12 protein-coding genes and 1 pseudogene are annotated in these 13170 nt (G+C 60.9%); 8 read left to right on the forward strand and 5 right to left on the reverse strand.

What is annotated here, in order from left to right:
- Positions 1 to 871: 871 nt before the first annotated feature.
- The 5 genes and pseudogenes from CAG29_RS28225 to CAG29_RS14965 all read left to right on the forward strand — a co-directional run.
- Complete coding sequence (locus tag CAG29_RS28225) at positions 872 to 1447, forward strand: hypothetical protein (protein WP_139831492.1); 576 nt, start codon at positions 872 to 874, stop codon at positions 1445 to 1447.
- 21 nt (positions 1448 to 1468) lie between these two features.
- The gene (locus CAG29_RS14955) at positions 1469 to 1966 is read left to right on the forward strand and encodes a PAAR domain-containing protein (RefSeq protein WP_085694693.1); all 498 of its coding nucleotides are present in this window, start codon (positions 1469 to 1471) and stop codon (positions 1964 to 1966) included.
- 4 nt (positions 1967 to 1970) lie between these two features.
- Entirely contained in the window at positions 1971 to 2699 is a 729-nt protein-coding gene (locus tag CAG29_RS14960; RefSeq protein ID WP_085694694.1) for an alpha/beta hydrolase, read from the forward strand.
- On the forward strand, positions 2696 to 3226 hold the full coding sequence (locus CAG29_RS28230) for a hypothetical protein (protein ID WP_139831493.1): 531 nt from the start codon (positions 2696 to 2698) through the stop codon (positions 3224 to 3226). Before CAG29_RS14960 ends, CAG29_RS28230 begins: the two co-directional genes overlap by 4 nt.
- A 97-nt stretch (positions 3227 to 3323) precedes the next feature.
- Positions 3324 to 3593: pseudogene (locus tag CAG29_RS14965) on the forward strand (transposase); the annotation flags it as partial.
- A gap of 311 nt (positions 3594 to 3904) precedes the next feature.
- Here CAG29_RS14965 and CAG29_RS14970 read toward each other — a convergent pair.
- Positions 3905 to 5650 (reverse strand): phosphoethanolamine transferase CptA, encoded by a 1746-nt coding sequence (locus CAG29_RS14970; protein ID WP_085633798.1) that lies wholly within the window; start codon positions 5648 to 5650, stop codon positions 3905 to 3907.
- Between the two features lie 189 nt (positions 5651 to 5839).
- Positions 5840 to 6022 carry a DUF6026 family protein gene (locus CAG29_RS14975; RefSeq protein ID WP_085586905.1) on the reverse strand — a complete coding sequence of 61 codons (183 nt, stop codon included), beginning with the start codon at positions 6020 to 6022 and terminating at the stop codon, positions 5840 to 5842.
- A gap of 274 nt (positions 6023 to 6296) precedes the next feature.
- Here CAG29_RS14975 and gnd point away from each other — a divergent pair, with 274 nt between their 5' ends.
- The 3 genes from gnd to CAG29_RS14990 are packed head-to-tail and all read left to right on the forward strand — an operon-like array spanning position 6297 to position 9615.
- Entirely contained in the window at positions 6297 to 7277 is a 981-nt protein-coding gene (gnd, locus tag CAG29_RS14980) for a phosphogluconate dehydrogenase (NAD(+)-dependent, decarboxylating) (RefSeq protein WP_085641191.1), read from the forward strand.
- Positions 7274 to 8797: a glucose-6-phosphate dehydrogenase gene (zwf, locus tag CAG29_RS14985; protein ID WP_085694695.1), complete on the forward strand. Its 1524-nt coding sequence runs from the start codon at positions 7274 to 7276 to the stop codon at positions 8795 to 8797. The genes gnd and zwf overlap by 4 nt, the downstream gene beginning before the upstream one ends.
- Positions 8794 to 9615, forward strand: a complete 822-nt coding sequence (locus tag CAG29_RS14990) for a Cof-type HAD-IIB family hydrolase (RefSeq protein WP_085694696.1) — start codon at positions 8794 to 8796, stop codon at positions 9613 to 9615. The genes zwf and CAG29_RS14990 overlap by 4 nt, the downstream gene beginning before the upstream one ends.
- 136 nt (positions 9616 to 9751) lie before the next feature.
- On the opposite strand, the gene nhaB is transcribed toward CAG29_RS14990, so the two are convergent.
- The 3 genes from nhaB to CAG29_RS15005 form a co-directional block, all read right to left on the reverse strand.
- Positions 9752 to 11254: a sodium/proton antiporter NhaB gene (gene nhaB / locus CAG29_RS14995; RefSeq protein ID WP_085586909.1), complete on the reverse strand. Its 1503-nt coding sequence runs from the start codon at positions 11252 to 11254 to the stop codon at positions 9752 to 9754.
- A 73-nt stretch (positions 11255 to 11327) separates the two neighbouring features.
- Positions 11328 to 12617 (reverse strand): hypothetical protein, encoded by a 1290-nt coding sequence (locus tag CAG29_RS15000; RefSeq protein ID WP_085586910.1) that lies wholly within the window; start codon positions 12615 to 12617, stop codon positions 11328 to 11330.
- 285 nt (positions 12618 to 12902) lie between these two features.
- Positions 12903 to 13169 carry a hypothetical protein gene (locus CAG29_RS15005; RefSeq protein ID WP_085586911.1) on the reverse strand — a complete coding sequence of 89 codons (267 nt, stop codon included), beginning with the start codon at positions 13167 to 13169 and terminating at the stop codon, positions 12903 to 12905.
- Between the last annotated feature and the right edge of the window lies 1 nt (position 13170).

Genomic DNA, 13170 nt, shown 5'->3' on the forward strand with positions numbered 1-13170 from the left:
GTCGAGGGGACGGTCGGCGGCGTGGTGGAGTTTTTGCGAGTCGGTGGATGCGTAGGGGGGGGTGATGGGGGCGGGAGGTGGGTTGGGGGTGGGTTTGAACATGGTGAAGCTCCTTGATTGATGGAGCCGCCACGATTCGCTGCGAAACGAAGTGAGGTGGCAGCTGTACGCAGGTTCGCAGACCGGGAATCAAGGAACCCGGCATACCCGAGGGTATCCCGCGCACAGCCACCATAATGCAGCGCTGCCATCTACACCGATGGCAGCGGAACAGAACGCTGTGCGTCTTGATTGAGCCAGGCTGCGAAACCCGATCACTGATTTTTCAGTGACAGGCAAACGATAAAACCCGCCCCCAAGGCGTACAAGCCGGCGGATTCTGGCGTAGCTGTAGGCAATGGCGCAAGGTAGTGAAGGGGGATGGAATTCTTTCTAAACTTGTTTAAACAGCATTTTCTGAGTATTGAAAAGATTCTGTGATATCCATGAATGAAAACGGGACGGCAAAATAAATCCGTCCCGTTTTTTGATAGCGCGCCTGACTAGCTCGACTTGATCATCGCATCAAGGCTTAGTTTCATTATTCAATATCACGAACCGCGCAGTGTTGCCTGGCTCATTCATCCTCCGGCAAAAACGGTGAATGGAGCCCATACGCAGCAGTCATTGACACCAAAATCAAATTCGAAAAAGCGATTGAAGCCATGCACCGTCTGGTGCATCCTTTCGCCCCGAAAATTTACATGGACGTAAATAGTTAATGCACTCATCCCCAAGCACCGTGCCGCCCCCCAGCAGCTGCACGCTGCCCCCAGCTGTTCACCCAAGCGGCTTGAAGACTTCGCTTCGCCTTTACGGGGTGGTTCGTATCTTGGGAAGCAGCGACATCCCAGCCCGCGCACCGGTCGAAATTCTTTGCACACCCTGCGGCAATGGTAATGCCATACAAGCATTCGTATCGCGATTGGACGCCGAATTGGTCGCCCGCTCAATGCCAACCAGCGGCTACCGTGCCATCCCTTTGGCGCAATTCGACCCCACTGATGTCATCCACGCCCACCAAGGATGGCTCAGCGTCTTTCTATGCTGCGGGCTCAGCTCACAGCGTGGCTCCCTGTGCCTAGCAAATGGTCGTTTGCCCAGCCTTGGCTGGTTTGTCCATGCCCAGACCGGCCCGTGGGCACCTGGGCGATTCCTGCATTGGGGTGAGGAAGTCGCGCAGACACTGCTTGATGCCTACCGCAGTGTTGGCATGCCCAATTACAACTCCTGGCTCAACCAGCTTGATGATTATTCCAGTCACTCCATGGATGGCTGCACTGAACTCGCCTGGCAAGCACTCAAGGCCTGCAGTGCGCCCCAAGAAAGCTACCGAGCCATGTACAACCCCATGGATGAATGCTGGCGATTTTCAGACGCCCCCATTGACCTCCACTACCCCCTTTGAATACCTGAAAAGGACGTTCCCATGAGTGGCAAACCTGCTGCGCGCATTACCGATCCCACTGCGTGCCCAGTTTTGGGTCACGGCACCAATTCGCTGGTAACCGGCTCATCAGATGTGTTCTTCGAAGGCTTGGGCGCTGCCCGCCTAAACGACACCTCAGCGTGCGGAAGCCCGATTACCGGCAGTGTCTCTTCAACCGTATTAATCAATGGCTTCAATGCCGCCACCGTCGGCAGCGTTGGCGCTCATGGCAATACGGTGACGGCAGGCGCGAGCACTATCATTATCGGTGACACCTTCGTGCCTGCGCCCTTCAGTGGACTATCGTCGATGCCGGTGCACTTCAGCGACAAGATAAAGCTGGTCGACGAATCTACGGGTGAGCCTATTCCTAACCATGCCTACGGTATTCAGCGCGCCAATGGCAGCATTGAACATGGAGTCAGTGATGCGCAGGGCTATACCCATGTGGTGAGTTCGCATCTGGCTGAAAGCATCAAGTTATTTTTGGAAGATTAAGAACATGGAAGCAGAGAAAATCATTTTACCCAGTGGTAACTCAGCAAGTCTGGCGGCAACGCACACACTGACGCCGGTGAATAACTCACAAATAAAGGCCGTGCCTGTATCCACCCCCAAACCCATTATTTTTTACATTGGTGGTGCTGGAGACCAAGAAAGCTATTACTTCCAAGGTGCATTTCACAACATTGATGATGTCGACTTGCTAATGTCAAAAAGGATGGAAAACGCACAGCTTTCCGAAAAATACACAAAATACGTCTGGGGATATAACGAGGCTCGTGGGGACGGTGATATCAAAAAACACATCACCAATCTCATCCCTAACAGATCATGCCCTATCTATATAGTTGGACACAGCCTAGGCGGATGGAATGGCGCTCACCTCTCGAAAATATTGTCTGATGAAGGTTACAAAATCGCGCTCCTAATAACCTTGGATCCTGTCGGCAAAGGCTTTCTGGTTTGGTTGGGCTCTGATATCTACTACTCTGAACCAACTCCCGTTGCCGACATGTGGATCAATATCCGCGCAAACCCAATAAAGTCGGACGCGTCAGACCACGTTGCCAACTTCGGAGAACGATGGGTTGTGAGCCAAGGCCCAACGATAAATGCAACAGTCAACATAAACCACGCGTTTGCGAGCCACATGATGGTTGCCCCGATTCAAGGTGAAAAATGTGCGCTGGACTTCCTTTATGATGCATATGTGAAAAACATAAAATGATTAAAGCTAAAAAATTACTAATATTGGCCACTGCACTAATTTGCAGCGCATGCGCTCGGACACCCAACATCCCGGTTGCGTCATTGACGTTTGTAGGTTTTGCAAACTATGGCGACGCGCTACTTTACGTGACGCTCGAATCAGATCAAAACCTGATCGAGGTTTTCAATATCTACGAAAAACAGAATCAAAACACCCCTAAACTCGTATGCTCCTTGAATCATGACAAAAATTTCAATGTAAACCACACAATTAAAACACGAGGCGTGGGCCTTTTGGAAGCTGACGCCAAACCCAGTAAAGATGGACGCTTTTATTTCCGCTCTTCACTATCATTCAACGCAACCGAAGAAAGAGAGATATCTATCCCGATCTCGATCACCTCGGGCGCAGTATTAGAGACTCTGTTGGCGGGGCAAGAGAGCATCCCATGCCAGGTGTATATCACTGCTTATGGATTCAAGGCTTACTACACTAATACTGTATATATTCCTACTTCAGGCCTGATTGTACATTTAAAAAAATGAATAATGCAGCTGAACGCCACCAGTAATTGTTTGTCGCTAACGCGCTAATTTACTCGTCGTATGGGAGTATCTTCGATAAAAATGGCACTTCGTAAAGGTCACCAAGCTGGATCTGGGTCAGCTCGGCTTTGAGAAAACTCAGCCCAAGGCCATCGGGCGCCCCGCCTACGACCCCGCCGATCAGCTCAAACTCTACCTTTATGGCTATTTCCAGCGCATTCGTTCGTCCCGTCACCTGGAAGCCGAATGCCAGCGCAACATCGAGGTGATGTGGTTGATCAACCGGATCAAACCCGACTTCAAGACCATCGTCGATTTTCGTAAGAACAACAAAGTCGCTTTCGTTACGACGTGCCGGGCTTTTGTGGACGGCTAAATAAATCCGTCCCGTTTCTTCCCTCTGTGTGAGCTGTAGGAACCTCTATGAGCTGTAGATTCCTCTGTGGCGAGGGCGCTTGCTCCCGCTGGTCTGCGAAGCGGCCCCAAATCCTGCGGTCGAGGTTTGCCTGGAACACCGCGTGCCCCGGCTTTGCGGCTGCTGCGCACCCGAGCGGGAGCAAGCTCCCTCGCCACAGGATCACAGGATCACAGGATCACAGGATCACAGGATCACAGGGATCGGGCCATCGGCCGCACGGGACATGCGCATGAAAAGGGGCCTTAGATGGCCCCTTTGTCTCACTGCTGCTGCACCACCTCGGTGGCCGCCGGTTTCTTCGGCTTCATCAGGCTGAAGTCGATCAACGGACGCTGCTCGCGTTCGTACGGGTTGCCGATCATCAGCGGGCGTGGCTTGAAGCTGTCGCTGACCAGGCTCTTGCTGCGGTCCAGTTCGTCGAAGCTCAGGCCGGCCAGATCCGCCCAGGTGTGGATCAGGTGCGAACTGCTGTAAGGGCGGCTCAGGTCGCCGACGAAGTTCCAATCATGGGTCTGGCGCCACTTCGGCGAGGCCCAGGCCATGAACGGGATGGTGTACATCGGTGCGGTCGGCTTGTTCTCGTTGCGGCCCAGGGTGGTGTGGCCGACCGAGTCGAAGACGTCTTCGCCGTGGTCGGAGAGGTACAGCAGGAAGCCGTTCGGATCGGACTTGGCGTAGTCCTTGATCAGGCTCGACACCACGAAGTCGTTGTACAGCACCGCGTTGTCGTAGCTGTTGTAGGTCGGCACCTGGTCGTCGCGCAGGCCGGCCGGCACACCGTCGCGGTCCTGGAACTTGTCGAAGCTCGGCGGATAGCGGTACTGGTAGCTCATGTGGGTACCGAGCAGGTGCACGACGATGAGCTTGCGCGGCGCCGCGTCGGCCAGGGCCTTGTTGAACGGCTCGATCACATCGCCGTCGTACTGGGCGGCGTTCTGGTTGCGGTTGTTGTTGAGGTACACCTGCTCGTCGGCCTGTTCGGAGAAGGTCGTGAGCATGGTGTTGCGCTTGGTCATGGTCTGCTGGTTGGTGATCCAGAACGTCTTGTAGCCGGCCTGTTTCATCATGCTCACCAGCGACGGCGTGGACAGGTACAGGTCCGGGTTCTCTTCGTCGGCAAAGGTCAGCACCTGCTGCAGCGCCTCGATGGTGTAAGGGCGCGGGGTGATGACGTTGTCGAAAACCGTCAGTTGATCCTTGAGCTTGTCCAGCTCAGGCGTGGTCTTGCGCGGGTAGCCGTAGAGGCTCATGCGCTGGCGGTTGGTGGACTCGCCGATCACCAGCACCAGGGTCGCCGGCTGGTCGGCGCCCGCATCCTTGAGGTTGTGCAGCGGCGGGATCTTGCTGGCGCTGTGCAGCATGCCCTGCATTTCGCCCAGGGTTTCGAGGTAGCGGTGATAGGCCACGGCCATCTGCCATGGCACGGCCGGCTCGATGCGGGTCTCGAACTTCTCGAAACCGCCGGCGAAGCTGCCGGTGCGCTGGGTCTGCTTGATCAGCGGATAGCCGACCACGGCCAGCAGGATCGCCATCGCCGCCACGAACGCGCGGCCACGGGGCATGTAGACCGGGCGCAGGCGTGTCCACAGGAACCAGGCGAACGCGGTGTGGGCGAGGAACGCCGGAATCATCCACCAGGCGAAGTATTGGGTGATGTACTCGCCGGCCTCGGACACGTTCGACTCGAACATGATGAAGATGACGCTCTGGGAGAACTCCTGCTGGTAGATGAAGAAGTAGCCAAGGCTGGCCATCGAGCAGGCCCACAGCACCACGCCGATCAGCGCGGCGAGCAGGCGGGTGCGTTTGGGGAACAGCAGCATCGGCGCTAGCCACACGGCGCTCATCACGAACGCCTGGCGGAACCCGGTGAACCCGGAGGTGCCGGTCAGCTGGATCAACAGTTGGGTGATGCCCGAAAAGTACCAGAAGAACACGAACAGCCAGAGCAGTCCGGTCCAGTCAAAACCTGTCGCAGTCGTATTGCTGCGTTTGAACAATGCCATTCAGCGCTCCGCTCACTCGTCACAACCACCGCCGGTGCATCCTTTTGCCGACGAACGGAAGCCGAACGCTCTCGCTCGGCTCAATCGGCGGAGTATCAACAAGCAGATGTGAAAACTTTGTGAGTTGCCCGTAAAGGCAAGGCGGGCATCGTGACGGGAACGGCGCGGGCCGCTCCCGGGGCAGAGGGGTCAGGCGTTGGGGCGGCGCTGCAGGGTCGGCAGCGGGGCGGGCTGGGCGCCCTGCGTCAGCAGGCGCAGTTGCGCCAATTCCCGCTTGAGCTGATCGCGTTCGTCCTTCAGCTCGCGCAGTTCATCGCGGCGGATCGTGACGTACAGGGTTTGTGGCGGTGTTGCGGTATGTACTGTGCCCATTGCTCACCTCGCAAACGGCGTGACTCAACCGTGAATCGGCTCCCGTGGCCGGGATCCTGACTCACTATCGGCGCCGATTCTGATTTCTTTTGCCTGTGATGGGAACTTTTTTATTTTTTGCGGTCGTTGTGTCTTCGCCACGTTTCCCGACGTTATCTGTCTGGATCGGGCACAATGCCCGGAAACTTCATCACGACGCTTCGGACTAACCTCCATCAGTCGCGTTGGGCTATAACCATTGACACACTTTTACTGCAGTAAGGAGCATCAGCACATGCAACTCGGGATTATTGGACTGGGCCGCATGGGCGGCAACATTGCGCGGCGCCTGATGCTCGACGGTCACACCACCGTTGTTTACGACCGCAATACCGCTTTTGTGGACACCCTGGCCGCCGAGGGCGCCACGGGCGTCGCCGACCTGCCGGCGCTGGTCGCCGGCCTCGCCAAGCCTCGCGCCGTGTGGGTCATGCTGCCGGCCGGCGCGCCGACCGAAGAGACCATCGAAACCCTGAGCACCCTGCTTGAGGCCGGCGACACCATCATCGACGGCGGCAACACCAACTATAAGGACGACATCCGCCGGGCCAAGACCCTGGCCGAGAAAGGCCTGCACTACATCGACGTGGGCACCTCCGGCGGCGTCTGGGGCCTGGAGCGCGGCTACTGCATGATGATCGGCGGCGACGCCGCGACCGTCAGCCGTCTCGACCCGCTGTTCAAGACGCTGGCGCCGGGCATGGGCGACATCCCGCGCACCAAGGACCGCAAGTCCGACGACCCGCGTGCCGAGCACGGCTACATCCACGCAGGTCCCGCCGGCGCAGGGCACTTCGTCAAGATGATCCACAACGGCATCGAGTACGGCATGATGCAGGCCTTCGCCGAAGGCTTCGACATCCTCAAGACCAAGTCCAGCGACCGCCTGCCGGAAGATCAGCGCTTCGACCTGAACGTCGCCGACATCGCCGAGGTGTGGCGCCGCGGCAGCGTGGTGTCGTCCTGGCTGCTGGACCTGACCGCCGACGCGCTGGCGGCCGACCCGAAACTCGACGGCTTCTCCGGCTCTGTCGCGGACAGCGGCGAAGGCCAATGGACCATCGAGGCGGCCATGGAACAAGCGGTGCCGGTGCCGGTGCTGTCCAACTCGCTGTTCTCGCGCTACCGCTCCCGTGGCCAGGGCACCTTCGGCGACAAGATCCTTTCGGCCCAGCGCTTCGGCTTCGGCGGCCATGTGGAGACCGCGAAGAAATGACCCATGTGATCCGCAGGAAGTCCAAGGCCGAGCCCGCGCCGCCGACCACGCTGTTTCTGTTCGGCGCCCACGGCGACCTGGTCAAGCGCCTGCTGATGCCGGCGCTGTACAACCTCAAGCGCGACGGGTTGCTCGGTGACGGACTGCGGATCATCGGCGTTGACCACAACGCCATCAGCGATGAAGGCTTCGCGAAGAAACTCGAAGACTTCATCCGCGACGAAGTGGCCAGCAAGGTCGGCAAGGGCAACCAGTCCCTTGACCCGGCCTTGTGGGCCCAGCTTGCGAAAAACATCAGCTACGTCCAGGGCGACTTCCTGGACGACGGCACCTATTCGGCCCTGGCGGCGAAGATCGCCGACAGCGGCACCGGCAACGCGGTGTTCTACCTGGCCACCGCGCCGCGTTTCTTCAGCGAGGTGGTGCGCCGGCTGGGCAGCGCCGGCCTGCTGGAGGAAGCTCCGGAAGCGTTCAGGCGGGTGGTGATCGAAAAGCCGTTCGGCTCGGACCTCAAGACCGCCGAAGCCTTGAACACCTGCTTGCTCAAGGTGATGACAGAGAAGCAGATCTACCGGATCGACCATTACCTGGGCAAGGAAACCGTGCAGAACATCCTGGTCAGCCGGTTCTCCAACAGCCTGTTCGAAGCCTTCTGGAACAACCACTACATCGACCACGTGCAGATCACCGCCGCCGAGACCGTCGGCGTGGAGACCCGCGGCAGCTTCTACGAAAACACCGGCGCCCTGCGGGACATGGTGCCCAATCACCTGTTCCAGCTGCTGGCGATGGTCGCCATGGAGCCGCCGGCCGCGTTCGGCGCCGACGCGGTGCGCGGCGAGAAGGCCAAGGTGGTCGGCGCCATCCGCCCCTGGACCACGGAAGAGGCGCGGGCCAACTCGGTGCGTGGCCAGTACGGCGCCGGAGCCCTGGACGGCAAGCCGTTGGCCGGTTACCGCGAAGAGGCCAACGTTTCGCCGGACAGCACCACGGAAACCTACGTGGCGCTGAAGGTGATGATCGACAACTGGCGCTGGGTCGGCGTGCCGTTCTACTTGCGCACCGGCAAGCGCATGAGCGTGCGCGACACCGAGATCGTCATCTGCTTCAAGCCGGCGCCTTATGCGCAGTTCCGCGACACCGAAGTGGACGAGCTGCAGCCGACCTACCTGCGCATCCAGATCCAGCCCAACGAAGGCATGTGGTTCGACCTGCTGGCCAAGCGGCCGGGGCCTGCGCTGAACATGGCTAACATCGAACTGGGTTTCGCCTACAAGGACTTCTTCGAGATGCAGCCGTCCACCGGCTACGAGACGCTGATCTACGACTGCCTCACCGGCGACCAGACGCTGTTCCAGCGCGCCGACAACATCGAGAACGGCTGGCGGGCGGTGCAGCCGTTCCTCGACGCCTGGCAGCAGGATGCGAGCGTGCAGGCCTATGCGGCCGGCGAAGACGGCCCGGAAGCGGCCAACGAACTGCTGACCCGCGACGGCCGCGTCTGGCATGGCCTGGGATGAGTGACACTGCGCCGCAACCCATCCGTTTTCTGCTCAGCGACATGGACGGCACGCTGCTGCGGGCCGACCACAGCCTGAGCCCGCGCACGGTCGAAGCCGTGCGCGCCTTGCGCGAGGCCGGCGTGCTGTTCAGCCTCGCCACCGGACGTCCACCCAGGGCCATGCGACAGCAGATCGAGGCGTTGGGCGTCGATTTGCCGACGGCGGGCTTCAACGGCGGCACGATCGTCAACCCGGACGGCAGCCTGCTGGCGGCCCACCACTTGCCGGCCACCGCCGCGCTGACGGCGCTGGCGCTGTTCGCCGACCGGCCGGACATCGAAATCTGGGTGTTCAGCGGCGACGACTGGCTGCTCAAGGATCCGCACGGGCCGATGGTGCCGCGCGAGCAGCACGGGCTCGGTTACCCGCCGATGGTGGTGGACAGCTTCGAACCCTACCTGGAACGCATCTCCAAGATCGTGGCCGCCAGCGACAACACCGAGCTGTTGATCGAGCTGGAGGCGCGCCTGTTGCCGCAGGTCGACGGCATGGCCCAGGTGTCGCGCTCGCAGCCGGTCTATCTGGACGTGACGGCGCTGGAGGCCAACAAAGGCACCGCGTTGGTGACGCTGGCCGAATACCTGGGCATCCCCTTGGCCCAGACCGCCGCCATCGGCGACGGCGGCAACGACCCGGCGATGTTCCACTGCGCCGGGCTGTCGATTGCGATGGGGCAGGCACCGGAGGAGATCCGGCGCCAGGCCGATGCGGTGACCGGCTCGAACAGCGAAGACGGCGTGGCGCAGGCCATCGAGCGGTACATCCTGCCCCGGTAGGGGGCTCATGCTGACGCCATCGCCGGCAGGCTGGCTCCCCCAGGTTTGCTGGGGGAATGCTGACTGTGGGCCACCGCAAACTCTGTGGGAGCCAGCCTGCTGGCGATGGCGGCGTGTCAGGCCCTGAAAATGTCGGCTACAGCCAATAGCTCACCGCATACCAGCCCAAAACGCCCATCACCACGGTGTACGGCAACGCCATCCACACCATGCGCCCATATGACAGGCGCACCAGCGGCGCGATGGCCGAGGTCAGGAGGAACAGGAACGCCGCCTGACCATTGGGAGTCGCCACGCTCGGCAGGTTGGTGCCGGTGTTGATCGCGATCGCCAGCGTCTCGAAATGCTCGCGGCTCATGTGGCCGGACAGGAACGCCTGCTTCACTTCGGTGATGTAGATCGTGGCCACGAACACGTTGTCGCTGATCGCCGACAGCAGACCGTTGGCGATGAACAGCATGCCCGGCTGCTGCTCGGCCGGCAGCGCCAGCACCCAGCGGATCAACGGCGCGAACAGTTGCTGGTCGTGAATCACCGCGACCACCGCAAAGAACACCACCAACAGGGCGGTGAAGGGCATGGCGTCCTTGAAGGCGCTGCCCAGCCGGTGTTCATCGGTGATGCCGGTGAAGGCGGTGATCAGCACGATCACCATCAGCCCGATCAGGCCGACCTCGGCGATGTGCAGGGCCAGCCCGGCAATCAGGATCAGAGCGGCGGCGCCTTGCACCAGCAGGGCGGCGCGTTGGCGCGGGGTGCGTTCGGCGTTGTCTTCGGCGGCATAGTTGGCCAGCACGGCGCGAACGTTGTCCGGCAGCAGCGTGCCGTAACCGAACCAGCGCAGCTTCTCCAGCAGTACGCAGGTCGTAAGGCCGGCCACCAGCACCGGCAGAGACACCGGCGCGACCTTGCTGAAGAACTCGGCGAAGTGCCAACCCATCTCATGGCCGATCAGCAGGTTCTGCGGCTCGCCCACCAGCGTGCATACGCCGCCCAGGGCCGTGCCGACCGCGCCGTGCATCAGCAGGCTGCGCAGGAAGGCGCGGAACTGCTCCAGATCCCCGTGGTGCAGCACGGGCAGATGCTGGTCATCGTTGAACTCGCTGTCCTGGCGAGGATCGTTGCCGGAGGCCACGCGGTGGTACACCGAGTAGAAGCCCACAGCGGCGCTGATGATCACGGCGGTGACGGTCAGCGCGTCGAGAAACGCCGACAGGAACGCCGACAGAAAGCAGAACATCAACGCCAGCAGCGCCTTGGAGCGCACGCCCAGCAGCAGGCGCGAGAACAGGAACAGCAGCAGATCCTTCATGAAGTAGATGCCGGCGACCATGAACATCAGCAGCAGGATCACGGGGAAGTTGTGCACCAGCTCATCGTAGATGGCTTGCGGCGTGGTCATGTTCAGCAGCAGCGCTTCGATCAGCAGCAGGCCGCCCGGCATCAGGGGGTAGCACTTGAGCGCCATCGCCAGGGTGAAAATGAATTCGACCACCAGCAGCCAGCCGGCAGCCACCGGGCCTGCCGTCCACAACACCAGCGCGTTGAGTATCAGGAACCCGACGATGCACGCCTTGTACCAACGGGGAGAGTGCCCGAGAAAATTGTGCGCGAACGCTTGGGCCATCGAGCCGGACATCGGTTGCTCCTTGTCTTAAGAAGCGCGCACGGTGCCGCAAGCTTCGATCAAGATCAAGCGTAGGAGTTTTCTCTTATTGATTCAGATAACGCGCCACGACAGCACGGTAATTGCCGTCAAGCGAGTAGCCGCCGACCAGAATCCCGCCGTCGCGCTCTAGGGCCATGGATGTGGCGGTGTCCAGACTGTGCCCCAGCCGCGTGCGCAGCCAGCCGTTGCCGTCGCCGAAGCACCGGTCCGGCCGGCCATCCGCCAGGTAGCGGGCGACGATGAAATCCGCTTCGACGCCGCCGATAGTGGCGCCGGCCGCGATGATCCGACCATCCGCCATCCGGACGGCGGCGGTCCACTGGCAACCGCTGTGGCCGATTTCCAGCAGGTGCGGTCGCGCGCCGTTGCAATGCACATCCGGGCGGCCGTTGACGTGAAGCGTCAGTGACAGGCAGCGGATCGGATCGCGGCTGCTGCCCAGGCAATGCAGGCGCTCGGCGGATTCGAGGACCTGGCTCACCAGCGCGCTCTGGCCCCCGGCCTTGAACGCCATGAACCCGTCCACGGCGAAGCGCTCGTCCAGTCGGCCGTCCGGCAGGTAACGCGCCAGCAGCCCCTCTTGAGGGAAATCGATGGAGCCGGCGACCACGATGCGCCCGTCCTGCTGCAGCAGCAGGCTGCTGAGCCAAGTGTTCAGCAGCAGGTGGCGAACCATCACGAAGCCGCGGCCATTGAAGGTGCTGTCCGGTTGGCCGCCGGGTGTGAGGCGGATCAGGATGCCGGCATGGTCGGCGAGTTCGAAATGGTGATTGGCGATCAGCAGGATCCGGCCGTCGGGCTGCAAGGCGACGTCGCATGCCTCGGCACCGGGGACGCCGGGCGGCAGCCAAGAGTCGCGCGAGCCCATGGACAGGTCGCCCGGCAAGCGCACGACTTGCCGGCCGTCCTCGCCGAACGCACCGTCGGGGCGGCCGTGGCAGTCAAAGAGGGCGAGGGCGGGCAGGGTGCGGTGGGTGTTTTCATAATGCAGGCCGGCCAGCAGGATCCGTCCGTCAGGCAGTACCAGCACCTTGCCGGCGGTGGCCTCGTAGCCGTCGGCGTAGGCACCGATCACGCTCCCGTGCAGGCCGAAGCTCAGGTCTGCCGAACCGTCCGGCAGCAGACGGGCAAGGCCGAAACGGCTGCCTTGGTCCGTGCCGACCTTGGCGGCCACCAGAATCCGGCCTTGGGCATCGAGCGCCACACCCTGGGTGAGGCTGGAGCGGCTGCCGGCGAAGTAGACCCGGGCGACGCCGTTGGCGGCAAAAGAGGTGTCCAGTTGACCGGCGTTGTCGGCAGGTGCGGGTAACGCATAAGCGGTCTGGGTGGGCATGCACGCGTCTCCTTGCGAGTCGGCCGACACCGGGAAGTCGGTCGGGCAACTGCATGAGCGACCCATTCAATCCTTGAAAGAGTGCAAGTACAACTGACAGAAGTAACAGGTGGAGGGTCGCACTGTGCCAGAACAATGACTTTCTGAACCAGTCGCAAGCCTGCCAAGTATTCGGGCCTTCAACTTGTGAAGAAAGTTGTACGCGAGTGCGCTAATAAAAGAAGGGATGCGGCAACTAAGCGCAAGAGGGGCGGATGACAGGAACGTCATCCGCATCGCCCCGGATCAGTGTGGCATCGACCAGGATTGCAGCGTGTAGCCTTCTTCGCTCAGTTCGGCGCGGGCCCGTTGCAGCAGGTGTTCGAGTTGCGCCGGGTCGGAGTAGGCGCTGCTCGGGATCTTCGTGCGGCCGATCTGGGAGTTGGTGCGGTCGATGACGGTCAGGTTCAGTTCGCCGTTGCCGTCTTGTGGGGCCCAGGCCACGCATTGGAAGGGCTCGAACGCGCGGTTGGCAATCAAAAGAGCTTCGTTGATACGGAGCGGGGCGGTCATG

Source organism: Pseudomonas sp. B7(2017) (assembly GCF_002112745.1).
GTDB lineage: Bacteria > Pseudomonadota > Gammaproteobacteria > Pseudomonadales > Pseudomonadaceae > Aquipseudomonas > Aquipseudomonas ekonensis.

Bases quoted from the DNA above. Each gene is read 5' to 3' on its own strand.
- CAG29_RS14955 (WP_085694693.1), top strand. From the start codon at position 1,469: ATGAGTGGCAAACCTGCTGCGCGCATTACCGATCCCACTGCGTGCCCA.
- CAG29_RS14960 (WP_085694694.1), top strand. From the start codon at position 1,971: ATGGAAGCAGAGAAAATCATTTTACCCAGTGGTAACTCAGCAAGTCTG.
- CAG29_RS28230 (WP_139831493.1), top strand. From the start codon at position 2,696: ATGATTAAAGCTAAAAAATTACTAATATTGGCCACTGCACTAATTTGC.
- CAG29_RS14970 (WP_085633798.1), bottom strand. From the start codon at position 5,650: ATGGCATTGTTCAAACGCAGCAATACGACTGCGACAGGTTTTGACTGG.
- CAG29_RS14975 (WP_085586905.1), bottom strand. From the start codon at position 6,022: ATGGGCACAGTACATACCGCAACACCGCCACAAACCCTGTACGTCACG.
- gnd (WP_085641191.1), top strand. From the start codon at position 6,297: ATGCAACTCGGGATTATTGGACTGGGCCGCATGGGCGGCAACATTGCG.
- zwf (WP_085694695.1), top strand. From the start codon at position 7,274: ATGACCCATGTGATCCGCAGGAAGTCCAAGGCCGAGCCCGCGCCGCCG.
- CAG29_RS14990 (WP_085694696.1), top strand. From the start codon at position 8,794: ATGAGTGACACTGCGCCGCAACCCATCCGTTTTCTGCTCAGCGACATG.
- nhaB (WP_085586909.1), bottom strand. From the start codon at position 11,254: ATGTCCGGCTCGATGGCCCAAGCGTTCGCGCACAATTTTCTCGGGCAC.
- CAG29_RS15000 (WP_085586910.1), bottom strand. From the start codon at position 12,617: ATGCCCACCCAGACCGCTTATGCGTTACCCGCACCTGCCGACAACGCC.
- CAG29_RS15005 (WP_085586911.1), bottom strand. From the start codon at position 13,169: ATGACCGCCCCGCTCCGTATCAACGAAGCTCTTTTGATTGCCAACCGC.